Raw genomic sequence first — 20,798 nt, 5'->3', positions numbered from 1 at the left:
AGTAAGGGCTAGGGCTGGCTAAATCGTAGCCTTATTGTACCATGTGATTTTTTAATTTTGTCTGGTTTCTGTGACAAATTTGAGTATCTTTTACGCCAATTTTTTGCCAATTGCCCATTCAGCTTGTTCACACTCATAGCTGAGTTTATAGGGCCATCTAAACTTTATAAAGAATGGATTTTTTATAGGGTAGAGAACAAAATTTTAGGCTGAAGCAAGCTATGAGCAGTAATTTTTTATAACTTCTTCGCTTTTTTAAGGGTTATCTAAAGCACCTACTTGCAAATAGGCCTGATCTTTCTGCTTTGTTGCAGCGGCTCGCTGTTGTGACAACGCCTGTTCAGGCGCTAACGGCTTGATTTCAACCATCCCGGTTCCAGTTTTATGAATTCCCAATTTTTTGGCTGCTATATAGGACAGATCCAATACTCTGTTGCCGTGATAAGGTCCCCGATCATTAATGCGGACAATGACGCTGCGCTTGTTTTCCAGGTTGGTGACGCGGGCATACGATGGAATCGGCAGTGTTTTCGAGGCAGCAGTCATGGCGTACATGTCGAATATTTCACCGTTAGCGGTTTTTTTGCCATGAAAGCGGGGGCCATACCATGAAGCAACGCCTTTTTTCAGATAATGGGTAATCCCGGATGATAGATTTTCTTGTTGGGATGTCCGCTTTGAAGCGGCGCTCTTTTGCTCATCCTTTGATAAGGGATTAAACCATGAGTCAGTGATAGATCTAGAAGCCAACTCGACTTTAGAGATCTGGATTTTTTCTATCTGTTCCGTAGCGCAGCTGGTCAGAATGAAAAAGGAAACGGGGATTATGATTTTCTTCATATATTGAAGCCTTTTTGTTTGAAATGGCCTGGCTTAACTGGTAAACCGCCATTGCATATAAAGGGCTGTGATTGTAACGCGTGATCACATAAAAATTGTCTAAAGCAGCCCAGAGTTCTTTATTTTGTTCTTGTTCAAAGGCAAGAAGTTTTATCTTGCTGTTTATAGGTAATGATGCTGATATATCAACGTCAAAGGATTGTAACTCTGCAATAGTTAAATCGGGCTTAAGGTCGGGCTTGAGGATGGCCTTATACTTTTCGCCTTTGGCTTTAACCGGAAAAGCGATTGCCTGGCCCGGCTGCCATTGATGCCGGGCAAAATAATTGGCGATACTGGCGATGACATCGTTGTTGTTATGCCAGATATCGCGGCGATTATCGTGATCAAAATCGACGGCATAGGTTCTGAAACTGCTGGGCATAAACTGCGGTATGCCCATGGCGCCGGCATAAGAGCCGGTTGGCTCAAGAGGATTCATATGTTCATCGCGGCACAGCAGCAGAAAGTTTTCCAGTTCGCCGAGAAAGAATTGGCTGCGCGGCGGATAGGCAAACGCCAGGGTAGATAGCGCGTCGATGACGCGGTGGTTGCCGGTATTTTGCCCATACAGGGTTTCAACCCCTATGATGGCGACAATAACTGCCGCCGGAACGCCATATTGCTGTTCGGCGGCGGCCAGGGCTTGTGTATTTTCCCGCCAGAATTTCACTCCGCCGTTGATGCGGGATTCGGTCAGAAATATGTTGCGATATTTATGCCAGGGCAACCCTTCGGCCGGCTTCGAAATGGTTTTAAGTATGTTTTCCTTTATCTGGACTGACCGAAACAGCTCATTAAGTTCGGATTCGTCGAATTGATGCGTTGCGACCATCTGCTGGATGAAGGCATCCATGCGGTCCGTTTCCTTAATATTGGAGGTGCATGAGACGGCAGTTAAACAGAGGCCGCTTAGCAGAATGCGGCCTAACATGGTTTTTAATTTCATCAGTTCGGCAAAAGTTTTCTATGCGTATGAATGGACATCAGGATACCGAATCCGGCCAGCAAGGTCACTATCGAGGTGCCGCCGTAACTGATTAACGGTAACGGAACGCCTACGACAGGCAGAATACCTATGACCATGCCGATGTTGACGAACACGTACACGAAAAAAGTGAAGGACAGGCTGCCGGCCAGTAATCGGCTGTAGGTATCTTGGGCCTGCGAGGCGATATACAGGCAGCGGCCAATAATGAGCAGGTACAAAATCAATAGACCCACGCAGCCGAAAAGGCCGAATTCCTCGGCAAATACGGCAAAAATAAAGTCAGTCGAACTTTCCGGCAGGAAATCCAGTTCCGACTGCGTACTGCCCAGCCAACCCTTGCCGTAGATGCCGCCCGAGCCGATAGCTATTTTCGATTGAATAATATGATAGCCTCTGCCCATCGGATCGGCTTCGGGATTTAGGAAAGTCAGCACCCGGTCGCGTTGATAGTCGTGCATCAGGTGCCAGACGATAGGCGCCAGAGAAGCTAGTATAGCAATAATAGCCAGGATGAAAAGCCAGGAAAGACCGGCAAAAAACAGCACGCCGGCGCCAGAACTGGCTACCAGCAGAGCCGTCCCCAGATCCGGCTGTTTGGCGATCAATAAGGTCGGAACTACGATCAGAACGGCGGCTATGCAGAGTTGTTTCCATTTGGGAGGCAGCGAGTGTTCGGACAGATACCAGGCAATCATCATGGGCGTCGTGATTTTGATCATTTCCGACGGCTGGAAGCGAAAAAAGCCCAGGTCCAGCCAGCGTTGCGCGCCTTTACCGATCTGTCCCATGATCAGTACGGCGATGAGCAGCAAGATGCCCAGGCTAAACAGCACGGCCGAATAGCGTTTAAACTGATAAGGATTGACATGAGCCAGCAATGTCATCAAGCCAAAGGCCAGCCCGACCCGAGCCGCTTGGCGTATCAGTACTCCCATATCCTGGCTGCCGGCGCTGTAAAGAATCACGAAACTGACCATTGCCGCGAGGAAAAGCGTGATAAACAAGGGCACATCGATGTGCAGTTTTCTGAGCAGATTGCCTAAAGCTGAAGGCGGTTCGAATTGTTCTCTGCGGGTTTCAGTTCTCATTGTCGCTCTCTAAATATTGCTTAATGACTTTTCCGGCGATAGGCGCTGCGACCGAGCCGCCATGACCGCCGTTTTCAGCAATGACCGCCACTGCAATTTTGGGATCATCGGCCGGTGCAAAAGCAATAAACAACGCGTGATCGCGCAGTTTGAATTCGATTTCATTTTCGTTGTATTTGGCGTCCTGTTTAATGTTGAAAACCTGCGCGGTCCCCGTTTTTCCGCCAATTTGATAATTAATGTTCCTGCCGATGATCTTGGCGGTCCCGCGTTCGCCATGGACCACGTTGACCATGGCGGTGAGAATACTATTGATGTTTTCCTGCTTAACCGGCAGGGTGCCTTTATGGACTTCGGGGCCATGCGTCGTGCTATCGGCATTGACGATTTTGTCCACCAGAAACGGTGTGACAATATTGCCTTTATTGGCCAGTGTCGCCATGGCTCTGGCAAGCTGCAATGGCGTTACCTGGGTAAAACCCTGGCCGATGCCGGTGATTATCGTCTCCCCAGGATACCAGGACTGATTTCTTTGTCGGCGTTTCCAGTCACGGGACGGCATCAAGCCCGCTTTTTCCCCGACCAGATCGATGCCGGTTTTCTCGCCAAAGCCGAACTGCTGCAAAAAGTCATGCATGTTATCTATGCCTAAAGCAGAGGCCAGGCTATAAAAATAGACGTCGCAGGACTGCATGATAGCATCGTTTAAATTAACCGAGCCGTGGCCCCACTTTTTCCAGTCCCGGTAGCGGTGGCTGACGCCAGGCAGTTGATAAAATCCAGGACAGAAAATTCTGTGCTGTGTGCCTATTGCGTTATATTCAAGTCCTGCCAGGCCAACAAATGGCTTCAGTGTCGAGCCGGGCGGATACAGGCCGCGCAGTGCACGATTGTAGAGCGGTCGACTGTCGGATGAATTCAGCGCCTGGTAGGCGTCATTGCTGATGCCGACAACAAACGGATTGGGGTCGAAGCCGGGACGGCTGGCGAATACCAGCACGCCGCCCGTTTTGACATCAATCGCAACAACGGCGCCGTTATAGATGTCCAGTGCGTCGTAGGCGGTTTTCTGGAGATCAATATCCAGCGTAAGGTAGAGATTGGCGCCAGGTGTCGGCTCCACGGCATTGACCGTTCGGATGGCGCGTGCCTGGGCGTTGGTTTCGATTTCCGCATACCCTGTTTTGCCATGAAGTTGCGTTTCATAGCTGCTTTCTATGCCTATTTTGCCGATATGGCTTGAGCCCTGATATTCAGCCATCGGCAATGTCTTGAGTTCGGTTTCGTTGATGCGTCCCACATAGCCGACAACATGAGAGGCCAACTCGGCATAGGGATAATGTCGGGCCAGATGAACCTGAATGTCAACGCCGGGGAAAAAAGGCCGGGCGACGGCAAACTTGGCAAGTTCTTCTTCGGTCATGTTCATCAGCAGCGGGGTGCTGGCGAAGCGTTTTTCCCGTTTACGCTGTTTATGGTACTGCTGGACTTTTTCGTCGGGGATATTGAGCAGTTTTTGTAAGCGCTTCAATGTGTCATCGAGGTCTTTGATCTGTTCAGGGATTAGCTCAAGGCTATAAGAAGGCATGTTCTCGGCCAGAATCTTTCCATTGCGATCATAAATCATGCCTCGAGTCGGTACTAAGGGCTTGATTTTAATGCTGTTGTCTTTTGCCAGGCTTGAATAATGCTCATGGCCGACAATTTGCAGATAGACCAAACGGACAATCAGGGCGGAAGTTAATAGTAAGATGATAACGAATGCGACGATGATGCGGTTGAGGAACAGGCGATTTTCTACTGAGTTATCTTTAATAATATATGTACGGGACATGACAGCAGCGAATTGTTTTACTTAGCGCGTCGTGACAGACGGATAAAGCGTAGCATCGTATAAACCAAAGGCCAGCATAATGTGCCAGTAATAACGGGAAGCCAGAAGGATGGATGAAGCTGGGAAGGGTGCTGGAGATTTTTTATCCAGAACAGCAGCAACTGGGATAACAGCAGGCAGAAAAAGATAAACAGCCCCTGTTGAATCAAAGGGTATTGGCGCAGCCGCTTATGAAGCTTGAGGCAAAGATAAATAACGAGCGAATAAGCCAATGCATATTGGCCGAATAACTTGCCCATCAACACATCGGTAAGCAAACCAAAAGCCCAGGCATGGAATATGCCAACTCGCTCCGGCACGGCAAGCGACCAATAGATGAGAGACAGCAGCACCCAGTCGGGATTAATGGCCGCCATCATGTCCGGCATGGGGGCAATTCTTAAGCACATCGCCAAGACTATGGTCAAAATAATTCGGCCAAAGCCATAGTAGTTATTCATCGGCAGGTGTCTCGGTTTTCTTGTCGTTCGCTTTTTGTGGTGAGGTTAAAGGAATGGGCGTGGTATTGCTCCAGACAATCATCAGTTCCCTGTTCCGGTTCAGCATGGCTTTAGGTGTTGCGGTAATGCTGGCGAAAGGTTTATTGGGCTCCGGTGTAAATTCATCCACAACCGCGACAGGATAGCCTTGCGGAAAAGTGCCGCCCAAGCCGGATGTGATCAATAAGTCGCCAGGTTGGATATCGGCATTGTTCGGCAAGTAGGGCAGGTTAAGCCGGTTCATTTGGCCGCTGCCGACTGCAATGGTCAGCAAGCCGTTTCGATTTACCTGAACCGGAATGGCATGATTCGGATCGGTAATCAACATGATCTCAGAGCTGAGCGGCAGGCTCCGAATGACCTGTCCGACAACGCCGTTGGCGTCAAGCACGGGCTGCTGAGGATGAACGCCGAAGCGAGTCCCTTTGTTGACCTGCACGATGTGTTCATAAGGATCCATGTTGATCGACAGCAATTCTGCAACCAGCACCTGTTCGCCGAGTTTGAATGAGTTCTCCAGCAATGCGCGTAGCCGGATATTTTCTTTTTCCAGCGCGGCAAATTTCAGTAGCCGTGTTTGTTGGATAAGTTGCTCTTCGCGCAATCTTTCATTTTCTTTTTTTAAGGCGGTGTAAGAGCTGATGGAGTCGGAAGTCTGCTCGATCAGCGTGGAAGGCAAATTGACCAGATATTTTATTGGGTCGATAAAAAACGATAATGTGGCGCGAAGCGGGTCCAGTCGGATGCTGGTCTGTTCCGTCGCTAGCAGGGCGATAGAGGCGATTACTGCCACTAGCAGGCGGGTATTAATCGATGGACCGGTGGCAAATAAAAGTTTGATGGCGGATTTCCTCGGCAATTGCTCCTAGCGCTGCTCTACCTCCTGCATCCGTGCAGTCATCTTATCAGTTAAAAAGAAGCGGCCGGGCGGCGTGCGTCCCGGCATCTGCCAGAATAAGCGATTAAAGGCTATGCATCATTATTCTAATGAAAAGGTTGAGACTCCTTTTTTATCCAGCATTTCCAGAACCATGCCGCCGCCTCTGGCAACACAAGTCAACGGGTCGTCGGCAATAAACACAGGCAAGCCTGTTTCTTCGGCCAGTAGCCGATCAATGTCCTTTAGCAAGGCGCCGCCCCCGGTCAAATAAATGCCGCGGTTGGCGACATCGGCTCCCAATTCGGGCGGAGTCTGCTCCAAGGCCACTTTGACCGCTCCGACGATGCCCGACAGCGGTTCCTGCAGTGCTTCCAGTATTTCGTTGCTGTTCAGGGCGAAACTGCGCGGCACGCCTTCTGCCAGATTGCGCCCCTTTACTTCTATTTCCTTGACTTCACTGCCGGGATAAGCCGTGCCGATTTCAAATTTTATTCTCTCTGCTGTGGATTCGCCGATTAGCGTGCCGTAGTTCCTGCGCACATAATTGATGATGGCTTCATCAAAACGGTCGCCCCCGATGCGGACAGAGTTGGAATAGACGATACCGTTTATGGAGATGACTGCCACCTCGGAAGTGCCGCCGCCGATATCGAGAACCATCGATCCTGATGCCTCGTCGACCGGGAGGCCTGCACCGATCGCAGCAGACATGGGTTCTTCTATCAAGTAAACCTCACGCGCACCGGCCATGGCCGCAGATTCCCGAATGGCGCGGCGTTCAACCTGGGTTGACCCACAAGGCACGCAGATCAAAATGCGCGGACTAGGACGCAACAGTTTGCTTTGGTGGACTTTTTCGATAAAAAATCTGAGCATTCTTTCCGTGACGGCAAAATCGGCGATGACGCCGTCTTTCAAAGGACGGATGGCCGTGATATTGCCGGGGGTGCGTCCTAGCATGCGTTTTGCGTCAGCGCCAACCGCTGCGATGGTTTTAGAGCCACGGACTTTGTCTTCTTTGATGGCGACAACTGACGGTTCATTAAGCACAATCCCCTGGCCGGGAATATAAATCAATGTGTTGGCGGTACCCAAGTCAATCGAAAGGTCATTAGAAAAAAGGCCGCGAATTCTTTTGAAGAACATTTTTTACCTGTGTCCTTTGTGGGGAATAAAATTGTACTACTTTATCAATCAAGCGGGTATTTGAGCAAGATATAAAGTATCATATTTATAATAATACAAAATCTCTGAAATTTTGAGGAGTTGATAGTGTCTTTGACGACTGATGATGTGAAGAAAATTGCGCATTTAGCGCGCTTGGGTATTGATGAGTCAGATATTGAATCCTACGCGAAGGACTTATCCCGCATGCTGGATTTAATGACGCAGATGAGCGAACTGAATACCGATGACGTCATTCCAATGGCTCATCCGATGGATCAGGTGCAAAGATTAAGGCCGGATACCGTTACGGAACGGAACAACCGCGAGCAATTCCAGTCCATTGCGCCGCAAGTTGAAGCGGGACTTTATCTAGTGCCGAAAGTCATTGAATAAGGGAATAGTCATGCACAATAAGTCAATCACAGATTTAGCTAAAGGCCTGCGTTCAGGCGAATTTTCAAGTGTCGAACTGACACAGGCGTTTCTGGACAGAATCAAGCGGCACAACTCGCTTAATTGCTATATTACGGTCACCGAAGATTTAGCCCTCCAGGAGGCTAAGGCTGCCGATGACAGAATCGCCAAAGGCGATGCGACACTGTTGACCGGCATACCGATCGCACAGAAAGACATTTTTTGCACGCAAGGTGTGAAGACCACTTGCGGTTCTAAAATGCTCGACAATTTCATCGCACCTTATAACGCTACCGTCGTGGAGAAATTCAACCAGGCCGGGTCCGTGATGCTGGGCAAGCTCAATATGGACGAATTCGCCATGGGCTCGTCAAACGAAACCAGTTATTACGGCGCGGTCAGAAACCCTTGGGATCTCAATGCCATTCCAGGCGGTTCATCAGGCGGTTCGGCCGCGGCCGTAGCGGCCGGATTGGCCGTCTGTGCGACTGGGACGGATACAGGCGGCTCGATCCGCCAGCCGGCTTCACATTGCGGCATTACGGGATTGAAGCCGACTTACGGGCGCGTGTCGCGTTACGGCATGATCGCTTATGCGTCCAGCCTGGATCAAGGCGGCCCCATGGCGCGTAGCGCCGAAGATGCGGCTATCATGCTGCAGGTGATGGCAGGGTTCGATGAGCGGGATTCAACCAGTGTCGATTTGCCGGTGCCTGATTATCGGGCGGAGCTGAATAATTCTATCGAAGGACTCAAAATCGGGCTGCCGAAAGAGTTTTTCGGCGCCGGGCTCAACAGTGACGTTGCCGCCGTTATCGAAGCCACCGTCAATGAATACCGGAAACTGGGCGCGCATATCAAGGAAGTTTCGATGCCTAATCTGAAGCTGGCCATTCCGGCTTATTACGTTATCGCGTCGGCCGAATGTTCAGCCAACCTTTCCCGCTTTGACGGTGTACGCTACGGCTACCGTTGCGCCAATCCGGAAGATCTAATGGATCTCTATACGCGCTCGCGCGGCGAAGGCTTCGGCAAGGAAGTCAAGCGCAGGATTCTGATGGGAACCTATGCGCTATCGGCCGGCTATTATGATGCCTACTATATCAAGGCTCAGAAGGTTCGCCGCTTAATCAGTGATGACTTTAAAAAGGCCTTGTCGGAAGTCGATGTGATCATGGGGCCGGTGGCGCCGTCTGCCGCTTTCGGCATAGGCGAGAAAATCGGCAATCCAATCGAGATGTATTTATCCGATATCTATACCATTGCCATCAACCTCGCCGGATTGCCGGCCATGTCCATACCAGTCGGCGTCGTCGGTAAACCGGTGGGCCTGCAGATCATCGGCAATTATTTCGAGGAACACCGGTTGTTGAATATTGCCCATCAATATCAGCAGGTTACCGATTGGCATCAACAAAGTCCTAAAGGTTTTGAGTAAAGGGGAAAATCATGGAATGGGAAGCAGTGATCGGGTTGGAAATTCATACGCAACTCGCCACAAAATCTAAAATTTTTTCCGGCGCCTCGACAGCTTACGGCGCAGAGCCTAATACACAGGCTTGCGCGGTCGATCTGGGTCTGCCCGGTGTTTTGCCGGTTCTGAACGAAGAAGCCGTACGCATGGCGGTACTGTTCGGCCTGGCTATTGAAGCGGAAGTTGCACCGTATTCGGTTTTCGCCAGAAAAAACTATTTTTATCCGGACTTGCCTAAGGGCTATCAAATCAGCCAGTTTGAGTTGCCTATCGTAGGTCTTGGGCATCTGGATATTGACGTGGATGGCGTCAAAAAACGCGTCGGTGTGACGCGCGCGCATCTTGAAGAAGATGCCGGTAAATCGCTGCACGAGGATTTTCATGGCTTGACCGGTATCGACTTAAACCGTGCCGGCATGCCATTGCTGGAGATCGTGTCCGAGCCGGATATGCGCTCGGCGAAAGAAGCGGTCGCCTACATGAGAAAACTGCATGAGCTGGTGCGCTACCTGGGCATTTGCGACGGCAATATGCAGGAGGGTTCATTCCGTTGTGATGCCAACGTGTCGGTGCGGCCCAAAGGCCAGCAAGCGTTCGGCACGCGTGCCGAAATCAAGAATATCAACTCGTTCAGGTTTGTCGAGAAGGCCATCAATTACGAAATTGAGCGCCAGATCGATCTGATCGAGAGCGGCGGCGAGGTAGTCCAGGAAACACGGCTTTATGATGCAGACAAGGATCAGACCCGCTCCATGCGCAGCAAGGAAGAGGCCAACGATTACCGGTATTTCCCCGATCCGGACCTGTTGCCCGTGGTTGTCGATGAGGCGTTTAAAGCGCAAGTCAAAGCGACAATGCCCGAATTGCCGGATGCGAAAAAGCAGCGCTTCAAGGATCAATACGGCTTGGATGACGAAAGCACCGCAATACTGACTTCCTCGCGTCCGTTGGCCGATTATTTTGAGGCTGTGGTGAAAGAATCGGCCTGTGAAGCAAGAATTTGTGCCAATTGGGTAACGGGCGATCTCTCGGCCGCGCTTAACCGGTCTGGATTGGAAATCACTGATTCGCCGGTCAGCCACGAACGTTTGGCCGGATTGCTGGCGCGTATCAGCGACAACACGATTTCGGGAAAAATCGCCAAGCAGGTGTTTGAGGAGATGTGGCAAGGCACGGCTTCAGCCGATGAGATTATCGAAGCCAAAGGCTTAAAGCAGATTACCGATACCGGCGCGATAGAAGCCATTATCGACAAGGTCATCGCCAATAACCCGGAGCAGGTTGAGCAATATCGTAGCGGTAAAGACAAAGTGTTCGGCTTTTTTGTCGGTCAGGTCATGAAAGAGATGCAGGGCAAGGCCAATCCCGGCGAAGTGAATAAAATGCTGAAGGATAAGTTGAAATAAGCTCTGTCTTATGAAATGTGCCGGGCATCTGTGCTTTAACAGTCATGTCCGGCACATTTCGGCATCGGTTCAATTGGCCGGAAGCCGGTCAACAGCTTTTGGATCTCGGCATGAAAGGCTACTGCTGCCCGTATCAACGGCAAAACCGGGATTGAACAAGACAAGGTTTAGTCTTCGCTCAACGCCAGCGCGATTTCTCTGGCAGATTGCTGTTCTATCCTGAAGCCGCGCATTTCCAGAATGCCTTTCGTGTTTAATGAAATAATCAGATACAGCGCGTCCGGGTAAGCCGCCCATTCCAGGTCAATAGCTGACGGTTGGGCCGGCGCGCTTGGGTGCGAATGATAGATGGCGAAAAGCGCTTCGCCCTGATCGCGCATAGCGGCCATGGCGGCGATTTGTTGCGATGGATCCAGTTGAAAACGCTGTCCAGACTGTTCTGCAATGTTGTTGATCGGATAGCAGTGAATCGGCAGGCCATTTTTACTGCCGATAAGACCGCAGACTTCCTGGTCGGGGGATTGCTGCGCGAGATGCAGTAACTGGTTGGTGATTTTGCGTGGAATATGGATTTCTTCTTGCATCATAAGATGAGTAAAGTAAAAGTTAAAATCGGCGGGCTTATTTATTCCATTGGCCGTAGGTGACGCGCGGTTGCCCTGACAAATCCTGATAGGTTTGCACCTTATCATAGCCCAAGCCTTTAAAGATTGTTTGTATCTGATGTTGCTGGTTGTAGCCATGTTCGATCAGTAAATGCCCTTGAGGTTTCAAGCGGCCACGCGCCCCGTCCGCTATAATCTCTATATCTCTGAGTCCTTGCTGGGCGGCGATTAGGGCGGTTTGCGGCTCAAACCGGACATCACCTTCCTGTAGATGGCTATCGTCTTCGGCAATATAAGGTGGATTGCTGATCACCAGATCGAATTGGATGTTGGGCACATTGTCAAACCAGTCGCTCTGGTAAAAGCGAATGTTGGCGATGTGGTGTTGTTGGGCATTATGCTCGGCTATTTTTAGCGCTGCCGGACTGAAATCGGTTGCTATGACTTGAGCATGAGGACGCTCGGCGGCCAGTGTGACGGCGATAATGCCGGAGCCGGTTCCCAGGTCTATAAGATTGAAGGGTTTATCAGGTGGTATGAGCTCCAATCCAAGCTCTACGAGCAGTTCGGTGTCCGGGCGCGGGATCAGCACGTCCGGCGAGACGTGGAAATCGCGCGACCAGAATTCACGATGGCCGATAAGATAAGCAACAGGCATGCCTTTTCGTCGTTTTTCAATCGATGTCCAGAATTGTTCCAGCTGTTCAGGTTCTAACAGTTTATCGGGCCAGGTTCGCAGATAAGAGCGTTCTTTTTGAAGGACATGACACAGTAAAACCTCAGCATCCAGCAACGCGGAGTCGGAGATGGATGCCAGCGCGTCGACTGCATCAGCCAGCGCGGATTTGATGCTGTGCATCCGGCCTACTCTTCGCCCAGTTGAGTCAGTAATTCCGCCTGGTGTTCACTGATCAGCGGCTGGATGACCTGCTCAAGGCCTCCTTCCATGATGTCTTCAAGTTTATAGAGGGTCAGATTGATCCTGTGGTCAGTTAGCCGGCCTTGCGGATAGTTATAAGTGCGGATACGCTCGGAGCGGTCGCCGCTGCCGACTTGCAGTTTTCGAGTCGCTGCCTGTTCGGCGTGGTGTTTTTCCTGTTCGGCGGCTAAAAGACGCGATTGCAGCAAAGACATGGCTCGGGCGCGGTTTTTGTGTTGTGAACGTTCGTCCTGGCATTCGACTACGACACCGGTTGGGATGTGGGTGATACGAATTGCTGATTCGGTACGGTTAACGTGCTGACCGCCGGCGCCTGATGCACGATACGTGTCGACTCGCAGGTCGGCCGGATTGATATCAAAAGCATCAATTTCTTCGACTTCGGGCATGACAGCGATAGTGCAGGCGGAGGTATGAATACGGCCTTGCGATTCGGTTTCAGGCACCCGTTGTACACGGTGCGCGCCGGATTCGAATTTTAGCTGGGAGTAAACGTCCTGCCCGGAAACGCGCAGAATGACTTCCTTGTAGCCGCCGTGATCGCCGGGACTCTCGCTGATGATTTCGGTTCTCCAGCCTTTCCTTTCAGCAAAGCGTTGGTACATGCGCGCCAGATCGCCCGAGAAAATGGCCGCTTCATCACCACCGGTTCCTGCCCGGACTTCCAGAAAAATGTTGCGGTTATCGTTGGGGTCTTTAGGCAGCAATAGAATTTGCAGTTCATGTTCCAGCGCTTCTATCTGATTTTCCGCTTCAATAACCTCTTCCTTGGCCATTTCGCGCAGTTCCGGATCAATGTCGTTGGCCATTTCCTTGGCGGAAGCCAGCGCGTCCAGCGCTTTTTGATAGCGCTTGTAGCAATCAACGATCGGGTTGATTTGGGCATACTCCTGGCTCAGTGAACGAAATTTATTTTGATTGCCTTGAACTTCCGGGTCGGAGAGCAGCGCCGCGATTTCATCGTAGCGTTCGCACAAATTTTCGAGTTTATGTTGTATGGATGGTTTCATTGAGTCTGTTTTAATTTAAAAATTTCGCGGGCAGCGGCAACCAGATCATGTCTTTCGTTCTCGCCGGCTTCTCTGATTTGAATGCTGGGCGTATGTATCAGTTTATTGGTCAGGCTGTAAGCGAGCCGGCTCAAAGTTTCTTCAGGTGAAGTGCCGTTCTTTAACAATGCCAATGCTTTTTGCAGAGCTTCATCACGCATTTGTTCAGCTTGATGACGATAATCGCGGATAGTTGATTGCGCGCCTTGTGAGCGTAACCAGGCTAAAAAATAGCCCACTTGTGTGTCAATAATTTCTTCGGCCTGTTCCGCGGCCTGGCGGCGCGAGTTCATGTTCTGGTCTATAGTGTTCTGCAGATCGTCAATCGTATAAAGATAGACATCTCTGAGCTGCTCTACTTCAGCTTCGATATCGCGCGGAACGGCCAGATCTACCATGAAAACGGGCTTATGTTTGCGTTTCTTGATCGCGCTTTCGACACTGCCTTTGCCAAGGATCGGCAGCTGGCTGGCCGTTGATGAGATGACAATGTCAGCTTCAGCCAGATGAGTGGGCAGTTCGGATAAGGCGATAGCATAACCGTTGAACTGGGAAGCTAAAGTATGGGCTTTATCGTATGTGCGATTAGCGACAATAATGCGGCCTATGCCCTGTTGTGACAGATGGCGGGCTGCCAATTCGATGGTTTCGCCGGCACCAATCAGCAAGGCAGTTTGTTCGCTGAGTTTGTCAAAGATTTGCTGTGCCAGCTGGACAGCTGCAAAAGCCACCGATACCGGGCTGGAGCCGATAGCCGTATCTGTGCGGACTTTCTTGGCTGCTGAAAATGTGTATTGAAAAAGCTTACCTAGCTGTTTTCCTAAAGTTCCAGCTTCATAGGCTGCCTGATAAGCTGTTTTCATCTGCCCGAGAATTTGCGGTTCGCCTAGTATCATTGAATCTAGGCCGCATGCGACCCGAAACATATGGCGGATCAGTTGGCTGTCAGTATGGCAATACAGGTAAGGCGTAAGCTCTGCCGGGTCGATATTTCTGCTTTCGGCAACCCAATCAATCAGAATCTGCTTGTTTGCCGTGGATGATTTGCAGTAAAACTCGGTCCGGTTACAGGTTGAAAGAATCGCGGCTTCACTGATTTCTTTCAGGTGCCATAATTCCTGTAGCGATGATTCCAGAATTTCGGCAGGGAATGCCAGGCGCTCCCGGATGGAAACCGGGGCGGTATTGTAATTAATCCCTACTGCAAGAAGTGTCATGGTATCGATGGTTAAGAGTTTATGTGTTCTAGAGTACTATAATAATATTTTTATACAGTGATTTTTATCTTGCCATCGACACAGTCGATCAGGAACTTTGCTGTAGCCAACACGTCCACAGCTATACACAATTACTGAGACCGGATGGCTTTCAGGTAAATTCAAAGTATATTATGAGGGCTTATTCTAAAGAAATATAACGGCTTTATCCAAATCGAATAAATCAACTGTCTGAATCAGCTGATTTTTCTGATAATCTATTAACTTATATCTACTGAGTGATAAATAGGACGATTGCGTGGTGATTTTTAGATTGTTTTCAGTGCTAACTCTGGTCTTGCTTAATGGCTGTGCTGGTTCGCAGGATAAGCTTAATTCGCAGGAGGAGTCTGTTGAGCCTGTCAAAATATCCCAAACAAAGGGAGAAGCTCAGCCCGGCAGTACAAAAACGGAGATCGATCCTGATGTGATGTATATGTTATTGGCGGCAGAACTTGCTGGGCAAAGAGGACAATATGAGATTGCGCTGGAAGGTTATATGGAGGCTGCCAAGCGTACCAACGACCCGCGATTTGCTGAGAGAGCTGCAAAAATCGCTATGTATATGAAAGACAGCAATAAGACAAACGAGGCTGTTTCCTTATGGTTGTCTCAAGATCCCAATAATATAACAGCCAGAAAAATTGCTGCATTATCGGCTTTAAGAGCGGGTGATAAACAAGTTGCCGTTGAGCATGTGGATAAATTGCTGATAATTGATCCTGCCGGTTTTGAGAATTCAATGCTGGAATTGGCGGTTGCGCTGGAAAAGGAAAATAAGGTCTCTTTCTTGTATGATGTGTTGGATGCGTTATCTCTGCGTCATCAAAATCAGGCTGAAGTCTATTTTGTACAGTCATTGTTGGCCATGCAGATGAAAAATACTGATTTGGCTAAAACGAAAATACAGCAAGCTTTGGATGTGCAGCCTGATTGGGATAAAGCGCAGATTTTTCAGGCTCAGATCTCGGCCTCTTCAGGCGATCTGAATACTGCGGCAAAATTGCTGGAGAAGGCGGTCGCCAAGTATCCGGAAAATGATAAAATCAAAAAATTATTGGCGCAGGTTTTAATAAAAGCAGAAAAATATGAAGAGGCCGGTGAAGTTTATCAAGGCATAATTTCTGCTAATCCAAATGATGCTGAAAGCCAGTTCGCCTTGGCATTGGTGCATTTGCAGTTAAGTAGAGATAATAAGGCTGAGGATATTTTAAAAAAATTGCTGGAGCAGCCGGAGTGGCAATCCCAAGCCAGCTTTTATCTGGGTAAAATAGAAGAAAAACGCAAGAACACGAAAAAGGCTATGGCTTGGTTTGATAAGGTAAAGGATGGGCCTTTTGTTCTCGATGCAGAGATTTCCGCGATTTCATTGCTTGCAAAAGATAATCAATTTGATGAAGCTAATTCCAGGCTCAACAGTTTGCGGAGTCAGTTTCCAAAACAGAAGCTGCGGCTCATTCTGATTCAGGCCGAGCTTTATAATCAACAAAAGCAATATGAGCAAGCGTTTAATCTATTAACAAATGCGTTGGCCGATATGCCTGGGCAGAAAGAATTGTTATATACCCGGGCATTGATGGCTGAGCGCCTCAACAGATTGGATATATTGGAAGTCGATCTAAAAAAAATACTGGCTGAAGATCCTGATAATGCCGAAGCGCTAAATGCTTTAGGATATACCTTGGCGGAAAAAACTGATCGTTACGCTGAAGCTGAAAAATATCTGGAGAAAGCGCTTAGGCTGCAGCCGGACGAGGCAGTTATTATGGATAGTTATGGATGGTTGCAATTTAAGCTAGGAAATACTGAGCAAGCCTTGTTTTACCTTCAGAAGGCCTATGCAAAAAGGCAGGAAGGTGAAATAGCGGCGCATCTTGCCGAGGTTTTGTGGGCTTTAAATAGAAAATCTGAAGCGAGAAAAATATTTACTAAAGCCATTAAAGATGCCCCGGAAGATGAAGATCTATTGGATTTTCAACAAAGAGTACTAAACACTGCGGAATAGTTGTGTCACGTTTTAAAGCAAAGCTTTTTATTTGTGGTTGTTTGTCCCTATTAATGTCGGCCTGTTCCGTTGTTCCAGTTGAGCCTGGCGGGTATTACTCGAAGGCTGGAAGAGCTCATCTTTATAAGTTGAAACAGTGGGCTTTTGATGGGCGTTTGGCTGTCTCAGGGCATAACGATTCCTGGACCGCAAATATAAGTTGGGAGCATGAGCCTGGCGAAGAAAAAATAAAACTATCTGGACCGTTGGGGCAGGGCGCCATGCTTATCCGGCTGGTGAACGATTTTGTGACTGTTGATCGCGGAGATGGAAAAGTAGAGTCTTCAGCAAGGTCGGAAGAATTTATTAATCAACAGTTAGGTATCTTTGTGCCTGTGCATTCGCTTCGGTACTGGGTTGTGGGGTTGCCCGAGCCTTCCCGGGAATTTGAAGAAGTTGGTGACGGTTTCAGGCAGGCGGGATGGCATAGCGAATACAAAGAAATGCAGCGCGCAGAAGGTGAGATTATGCCGCGTAAAATCACAGTAACAAATGATCAAGTCAAATTAAAGTTAATCGTAGATCGTTGGGATTTAGATGTCGCAAAAGCAAAATAAGCAGTCCGCATGGATGGAGAAATGGCCGGCGCCGGCAAAATTAAATTTGATGTTACGCATTACTGGTCAAAGAGAAGATGGCTATCATCTGTTACAAACTGTATTTCAATTTGTGGATCTATGCGATTGGATAACCTTTCGCCCGGTTGAGGATGGGCGAGTCAGTTTGCATAAAGCTATTCCCGGTGTTCCCGAGTTAGATGATTTAACCATTAAAGCAGCAAATTTATTGAAGGCAGAGACCGGATGCACTCATGGAGTGTGCATTGAGGTGGAGAAGAACTTGCCTATGGGTGGTGGTTTGGGTGGAGGAAGCTCTGATGCTGCTACTACTTTAGTGGTGCTGAATGAATTGTGGAGCCTAGGTTTGACAACTGATAAGTTGATGACGTTAGGTCTGGCTTTGGGGGCTGATGTTCCGATATTTGTGTATGGCTATTCCTCCTGGGCAGAAGGTGTCGGTGAAAAACTTGAAAAAATAGATATTCCAGAACAATGGGTTGTGATTATTAAGCCTGATTGTCATGTGAATACAAAAGAAATATTTTCAGCAAAAGATTTGACAAGAAATAGTAAATCAATCACAATAGGCGACTTTATAGCGGGCCAGCATCAAAATGATTGTCTTGGTGTGGTTCGTGAGCGTTACCAGTCTGTTAAAGATGCTTTGGTTGATTTGTCTGGTTTTTCTGAGGCAAGGCTGACCGGAACAGGTGCTTGTATTTTTGCGCAATTTGATTCGGAAGATGCTGCAGTTGATGCCTATAAGTCGCTTAAAGATAAGTGGCAGGTTTATCTGGCTAAGGGAGTTAATGAGTCGCCACTGTTTTCAAAGCTGAAGTTTGGTAAGTATACATCTTGATTATTGGGCCGTCGCCAAGCGGTAAGGCACGGGGTTTTGATCCCCGCATACCAAGGTTCGAATCCTTGCGGCCCAGCCATTTACCTCCACTAAGTTAAATTCAGTTTGGGAGTGCTTGAATGAGTGACACCTCTATGATGGTGTTTTCTGGAAATGCTAACCTGGCTTTGTCTGAAGGTATAGTAAGAAAGCTCAATATGCGCCTTGGTATGGCGACTGTCGGTAGATTTAGCGATGGTGAGGTTGCGGTAGAAATAGAGGAGAACGTCCGGGGTAAGGATGTTTTTGTTATTCAGCCGACCTGTTCGCCTACAAATGAAAACTTAATGGAATTGCTTGTGATGATTGATGCGCTTAAGAGGGCGTCAGCGTCACGGATTACTGCTGTCATGCCATATTATGGTTATGCCAGGCAGGATAGAAGATCGCGATCGGCTCGGGTGCCTATCAGTGCGAAGTTGGTTGCCAGGATGATCGAACAGGCGGGCGCCAACAGGGTTCTGACTGTTGATTTGCATGCTGATCAGATCCAGGGTTTTTTTGATATACCAGTTGATAATGTGTATTCGTCGCCAATTCTTCTCGGTGATGTGTGGCGGCAGAAATATAAAGATCTGATTGTTGTCTCGCCGGATGTGGGGGGTGTAGTTAGGGCGCGTGCCCTTGCTAAACGATTGGACGATGCTGATCTTGCAATCATTGATAAGCGCAGGCCAAAGGCTAACGTTGCAGAGGTTATGCATATTATTGGTGATGTTAATGGGCGCACCTGTGTATTGATTGATGACTTGGTTGATACTGCGGGCACTTTATGTCATGCAGCGGATGCGCTAAAAAAGCATGGGGCGATAAAGGTGGTTGCTTACTGCACGCATGCTGTGCTTTCAGGTAAGGCCATGAAAAACCTCTATGGTTCGGAACTTGATGAGCTGGTTGTTACCGATACTATACCATTAAGTCAAGAAGCGATCAGCTTGGGTAAGATAAGGCAATTGAGTGTTGCTGAAATGTTGGCTGAGACTATAAGGCGTATAGCAGTAGGTGAATCGGTTAGTTCACTTTATGTCGATTGATATAATTTAATGTGTGTGCTTGAAGGCACGGAGTTGAGAGGAAAGATGTCTAACGTATTTGAGTTTGTTGCCGAAAGTCGTGGGCAATCAGGTAAAAGCGCAGCAAGAAGCGTGCGTCGTCAAGGTAAGGTTCCTGCGGTGATATACGGTGGGCATGGTGAGCCTCAAATGCTGTTGTTGAGTCACAACGAAGTTGTTAAGCATTTGGCGCATGAGGCGGTTTACTCTCATGTTCTTGATGTTACTGTTGATGGAAAAACAGAAAAAGCCATTTTGAAAGGTGTTCAGCGTCATCCTGCTAAGGTTCAGGTTCTCCACTTGGATTTTCAGCGTGTGAGTATGTCAGAGGTTCTTAAGGTGCATGTGCCTTTGCATTTTATCAATGAAGATACTTCGATAGGCGGCAAAAAGGGTGGGGTTGCTACTCACTCTATGGTTGATGTGGAGGTTACATGCTTACCTTCTGCTTTGCCAGAATATATTGAAGTGAATTTGGCTAATCTGGATATTGGTGAGTCGATTCATCTCTCTGACTTAGTTCTGCCGGCTGGAGTGGAAATTGTGGCGTTATCGCACGGGCCTGAGCATGATTTGCCTGTGGTGTCTATGATGGCTTCGAGAAGTAGTGCTGAAGAATCATCAGAAGCTTAAAAACAGCGGGTGATTAAACTTGTAGTTGGGCTGGGTAATCCTGGGCGACAATATGAAAAAACCCGGCATAATGCCGGGTTTTTGTTTTTGGATGAACTGGCATCTAAATTCGGCTGTGTTTGGGTGAGTGAGCCCAGATTTCAAGGGCTGCTCTCTGAGTATAATGCTTCGATGGGGAAGGTGGTGCTTTTAAAGCCTGAAACCTTCATGAATCGTAGTGGGCAATCTGTCGGTAAGATTGTGCGTTATTATAAAATAATGCCGGAAGAGATTTTGGTTGTTCATGATGAACTGGATCTTGATGCGGGTATCGTCAAGCTGAAAAAGGGCGGCGGACATGCAGGGCATAATGGTTTAAAAGATATTATTGCTCATCTGGGCTCAAGAGAGTTTTGTAGGTTAAGGATAGGTATTGGTCGGCCGAGTGTAGGGAAGGTTGTTGCTGACTATGTGCTGGGATCTCCTTCAAAGAGTGAGTGGGAGTTAATTAATTCAGCCATTGATGCAGGGATTGCGTGTATGGATAAGTTAGTGGCTGGTGACGTCGCGGCTGTGATGAATAAATTGCACGCCTAATATGCTGGGTGTGTCAGTGAAAAATAAAATTTCCAAATAAAAAAGTTGACAAGTTGTCATTGTTCCAAGATAATAGTTGACTTATCCGATATCGGAGGGGTTCCCGAGCGGCCAAAGGGATCAGACTGTAAATCTGCCGGTTCTACCTTCGGAGGTTCGAATCCTCCCCCCTCCACCATCATCAATTAAAAGAAATCTGCGGGTGTAGTTCAATGGTAGAACTCCAGCCTTCCAAGCTGATCACGTGGGTTCGATTCCCATCACCCGCTCCAAATTTTCTGTATTAGGCCCATATAGCTCAGGAGGTAGAGCACTTCCTTGGTAAGGAAGAGGTCACCGGTTCAAATCCGGTTATGGGCTCCAGTTGTGATATTGATTGTTAAAGGCGTATTAAATGGCCAAAGAAAAATTTACACGTACTAAGCCACACGTAAACGTAGGCACCATCGGTCACGTTGACCATGGCAAAACGACTCTGACAGCCGCATTGACGAAAGTCATGGCTGAGCTGCA

General features: G+C 48.5%; 21 protein-coding genes and 4 tRNA genes. 14 read left to right on the top strand and 11 right to left on the bottom strand.

Going from position 1 to position 20,798, the window contains the following annotated elements; all coding sequences use genetic code 11:
- Positions 1-255: 255 nt before the first annotated feature.
- From V2P20_RS08450 to V2P20_RS08420, 7 genes are all read right to left on the bottom strand, one after another.
- Complete coding sequence (locus V2P20_RS08450) at positions 256-840, bottom strand: septal ring lytic transglycosylase RlpA family protein (RefSeq protein ID WP_331817776.1); 585 nt, start codon at positions 838-840, stop codon at positions 256-258.
- On the bottom strand, positions 758-1,828 hold the full coding sequence (gene mltB, locus V2P20_RS08445; protein WP_331817775.1) for a lytic murein transglycosylase B: 1,071 nt from the start codon (positions 1,826-1,828) through the stop codon (positions 758-760). The genes V2P20_RS08450 and mltB overlap by 83 nt, the downstream gene beginning before the upstream one ends.
- Positions 1,828-2,958 (bottom strand): rod shape-determining protein RodA, encoded by a 1,131-nt coding sequence (rodA, locus tag V2P20_RS08440; RefSeq protein WP_331817774.1) that lies wholly within the window; start codon positions 2,956-2,958, stop codon positions 1,828-1,830. The genes mltB and rodA overlap by 1 nt, the downstream gene beginning before the upstream one ends.
- Positions 2,948-4,792 carry a penicillin-binding protein 2 gene (gene mrdA / locus V2P20_RS08435; protein WP_331817773.1) on the bottom strand — a complete coding sequence of 615 codons (1,845 nt, stop codon included), beginning with the start codon at positions 4,790-4,792 and terminating at the stop codon, positions 2,948-2,950. The genes rodA and mrdA overlap by 11 nt, the downstream gene beginning before the upstream one ends.
- 17 nt (positions 4,793-4,809) lie before the next feature.
- Complete coding sequence (mreD, locus tag V2P20_RS08430) at positions 4,810-5,292, bottom strand: rod shape-determining protein MreD (RefSeq protein WP_194969198.1); 483 nt, start codon at positions 5,290-5,292, stop codon at positions 4,810-4,812.
- On the bottom strand, positions 5,285-6,172 hold the full coding sequence (mreC, locus tag V2P20_RS08425) for a rod shape-determining protein MreC (protein ID WP_194969268.1): 888 nt from the start codon (positions 6,170-6,172) through the stop codon (positions 5,285-5,287). Before mreC ends, mreD begins: the two co-directional genes overlap by 8 nt.
- A 138-nt stretch (positions 6,173-6,310) precedes the next feature.
- Positions 6,311-7,357: a rod shape-determining protein gene (locus V2P20_RS08420; RefSeq protein ID WP_194969197.1), complete on the bottom strand. Its 1,047-nt coding sequence runs from the start codon at positions 7,355-7,357 to the stop codon at positions 6,311-6,313.
- Positions 7,358-7,483: 126 nt separating this feature from the next.
- On the opposite strand from V2P20_RS08420, the gene gatC reads away from it, so the two are divergent.
- Genes gatC through gatB form a run of 3 tightly spaced genes read left to right on the top strand, consistent with a single transcriptional unit; the run spans position 7,484 to position 10,672 of the window.
- Positions 7,484-7,771, top strand: coding sequence for an Asp-tRNA(Asn)/Glu-tRNA(Gln) amidotransferase subunit GatC (gene gatC, locus V2P20_RS08415; RefSeq protein ID WP_331817772.1), 288 nt, complete (start codon positions 7,484-7,486; stop codon positions 7,769-7,771).
- A gap of 10 nt (positions 7,772-7,781) precedes the next feature.
- Entirely contained in the window at positions 7,782-9,230 is a 1,449-nt protein-coding gene (gatA, locus tag V2P20_RS08410; protein WP_331817771.1) for an Asp-tRNA(Asn)/Glu-tRNA(Gln) amidotransferase subunit GatA, read from the top strand.
- Positions 9,231-9,241: 11 nt separating this feature from the next.
- Positions 9,242-10,672, top strand: coding sequence for an Asp-tRNA(Asn)/Glu-tRNA(Gln) amidotransferase subunit GatB (gene gatB, locus V2P20_RS08405; RefSeq protein ID WP_331817770.1), 1,431 nt, complete (start codon positions 9,242-9,244; stop codon positions 10,670-10,672).
- A 167-nt stretch (positions 10,673-10,839) separates the two neighbouring features.
- On the opposite strand, the gene V2P20_RS08400 is transcribed toward gatB, so the two are convergent.
- The 4 genes from V2P20_RS08400 to hemA are packed head-to-tail and all read right to left on the bottom strand — an operon-like array spanning position 10,840 to position 14,483.
- On the bottom strand, positions 10,840-11,259 hold the full coding sequence (locus V2P20_RS08400; RefSeq protein WP_331817769.1) for a M67 family metallopeptidase: 420 nt from the start codon (positions 11,257-11,259) through the stop codon (positions 10,840-10,842).
- A gap of 34 nt (positions 11,260-11,293) precedes the next feature.
- Complete coding sequence (gene prmC, locus V2P20_RS08395) at positions 11,294-12,136, bottom strand: peptide chain release factor N(5)-glutamine methyltransferase (RefSeq protein ID WP_331817768.1); 843 nt, start codon at positions 12,134-12,136, stop codon at positions 11,294-11,296.
- Positions 12,137-12,141: 5 nt separating this feature from the next.
- Positions 12,142-13,227, bottom strand: a complete 1,086-nt coding sequence (gene prfA, locus V2P20_RS08390; RefSeq protein ID WP_331817767.1) for a peptide chain release factor 1 — start codon at positions 13,225-13,227, stop codon at positions 12,142-12,144.
- Entirely contained in the window at positions 13,224-14,483 is a 1,260-nt protein-coding gene (hemA, locus tag V2P20_RS08385; RefSeq protein ID WP_331817766.1) for a glutamyl-tRNA reductase, read from the bottom strand. The genes prfA and hemA overlap by 4 nt, the downstream gene beginning before the upstream one ends.
- Before the next feature lie 298 nt (positions 14,484-14,781).
- Here hemA and V2P20_RS08380 point away from each other — a divergent pair, with 298 nt between their 5' ends.
- From V2P20_RS08380 to V2P20_RS08330, 11 genes are all read left to right on the top strand, one after another.
- A complete protein-coding gene (locus V2P20_RS08380; protein ID WP_331817765.1) occupies positions 14,782-16,527 on the top strand; it encodes a tetratricopeptide repeat protein in 1,746 nt (581 codons plus the stop codon).
- 2 nt (positions 16,528-16,529) lie between these two features.
- The gene (gene lolB / locus V2P20_RS08375; RefSeq protein WP_194969188.1) at positions 16,530-17,123 is read left to right on the top strand and encodes a lipoprotein insertase outer membrane protein LolB; all 594 of its coding nucleotides are present in this window, start codon (positions 16,530-16,532) and stop codon (positions 17,121-17,123) included.
- Entirely contained in the window at positions 17,104-17,985 is an 882-nt protein-coding gene (gene ispE, locus V2P20_RS08370) for a 4-(cytidine 5'-diphospho)-2-C-methyl-D-erythritol kinase (protein ID WP_331817764.1), read from the top strand. Before lolB ends, ispE begins: the two co-directional genes overlap by 20 nt.
- A gap of 4 nt (positions 17,986-17,989) precedes the next feature.
- A tRNA-Gln gene (locus V2P20_RS08365) sits at positions 17,990-18,064 on the top strand.
- A gap of 55 nt (positions 18,065-18,119) precedes the next feature.
- On the top strand, positions 18,120-19,058 hold the full coding sequence (locus tag V2P20_RS08360; RefSeq protein ID WP_348532246.1) for a ribose-phosphate diphosphokinase: 939 nt from the start codon (positions 18,120-18,122) through the stop codon (positions 19,056-19,058).
- 45 nt (positions 19,059-19,103) lie between these two features.
- The gene (locus V2P20_RS08355; RefSeq protein ID WP_331817763.1) at positions 19,104-19,709 is read left to right on the top strand and encodes a 50S ribosomal protein L25/general stress protein Ctc; all 606 of its coding nucleotides are present in this window, start codon (positions 19,104-19,106) and stop codon (positions 19,707-19,709) included.
- 9 nt (positions 19,710-19,718) lie between these two features.
- On the top strand, positions 19,719-20,285 hold the full coding sequence (gene pth, locus V2P20_RS08350) for an aminoacyl-tRNA hydrolase (protein ID WP_331817762.1): 567 nt from the start codon (positions 19,719-19,721) through the stop codon (positions 20,283-20,285).
- Between the two features lie 93 nt (positions 20,286-20,378).
- Positions 20,379-20,463: transfer RNA gene (locus V2P20_RS08345), tRNA-Tyr, on the top strand.
- A gap of 20 nt (positions 20,464-20,483) precedes the next feature.
- Positions 20,484-20,557: transfer RNA gene (locus V2P20_RS08340), tRNA-Gly, on the top strand.
- A gap of 15 nt (positions 20,558-20,572) precedes the next feature.
- Positions 20,573-20,648: transfer RNA gene (locus V2P20_RS08335), tRNA-Thr, on the top strand.
- Positions 20,649-20,679: 31 nt separating this feature from the next.
- On the top strand, positions 20,680-20,798 hold a 119-nt coding region (locus V2P20_RS08330; RefSeq protein WP_331817833.1), incomplete at its 3' end, for a GTP-binding protein.

It is taken from the genome of Methylobacter sp. Wu1, assembly GCF_036553575.1.
In the GTDB taxonomy this organism is placed as follows: Bacteria; Pseudomonadota; Gammaproteobacteria; order Methylococcales; family Methylomonadaceae; genus Methylobacter.
Note: the sequence above shows the minus strand (reverse complement) of the source record. Positions and strands in the feature narration are given on the sequence as shown.

What these genes read in the sequence shown, in the direction of transcription:
- V2P20_RS08355 (WP_331817763.1), top strand. Translation starts at nt 19,104, where the DNA reads ATGTCTAACGTATTTGAGTTTGTTGCCGAAAGTCGTGGGCAATCAGGT.
- V2P20_RS08450 (WP_331817776.1), bottom strand. Translation starts at nt 840, where the DNA reads ATGAAGAAAATCATAATCCCCGTTTCCTTTTTCATTCTGACCAGCTGC.
- hemA (WP_331817766.1), bottom strand. Translation starts at nt 14,483, where the DNA reads ATGACACTTCTTGCAGTAGGGATTAATTACAATACCGCCCCGGTTTCC.
- V2P20_RS08400 (WP_331817769.1), bottom strand. Translation starts at nt 11,259, where the DNA reads ATGATGCAAGAAGAAATCCATATTCCACGCAAAATCACCAACCAGTTA.
- rodA (WP_331817774.1), bottom strand. Translation starts at nt 2,958, where the DNA reads ATGAGAACTGAAACCCGCAGAGAACAATTCGAACCGCCTTCAGCTTTA.
- ispE (WP_331817764.1), top strand. Translation starts at nt 17,104, where the DNA reads ATGTCGCAAAAGCAAAATAAGCAGTCCGCATGGATGGAGAAATGGCCG.
- gatA (WP_331817771.1), top strand. Translation starts at nt 7,782, where the DNA reads ATGCACAATAAGTCAATCACAGATTTAGCTAAAGGCCTGCGTTCAGGC.
- gatB (WP_331817770.1), top strand. Translation starts at nt 9,242, where the DNA reads ATGGAATGGGAAGCAGTGATCGGGTTGGAAATTCATACGCAACTCGCC.
- prfA (WP_331817767.1), bottom strand. Translation starts at nt 13,227, where the DNA reads ATGAAACCATCCATACAACATAAACTCGAAAATTTGTGCGAACGCTAC.
- prmC (WP_331817768.1), bottom strand. Translation starts at nt 12,136, where the DNA reads ATGCACAGCATCAAATCCGCGCTGGCTGATGCAGTCGACGCGCTGGCA.
- mreD (WP_194969198.1), bottom strand. Translation starts at nt 5,292, where the DNA reads ATGAATAACTACTATGGCTTTGGCCGAATTATTTTGACCATAGTCTTG.
- V2P20_RS08360 (WP_348532246.1), top strand. Translation starts at nt 18,120, where the DNA reads ATGATGGTGTTTTCTGGAAATGCTAACCTGGCTTTGTCTGAAGGTATA.
- mltB (WP_331817775.1), bottom strand. Translation starts at nt 1,828, where the DNA reads ATGAAATTAAAAACCATGTTAGGCCGCATTCTGCTAAGCGGCCTCTGT.
- V2P20_RS08420 (WP_194969197.1), bottom strand. Translation starts at nt 7,357, where the DNA reads ATGTTCTTCAAAAGAATTCGCGGCCTTTTTTCTAATGACCTTTCGATT.
- mrdA (WP_331817773.1), bottom strand. Translation starts at nt 4,792, where the DNA reads ATGTCCCGTACATATATTATTAAAGATAACTCAGTAGAAAATCGCCTG.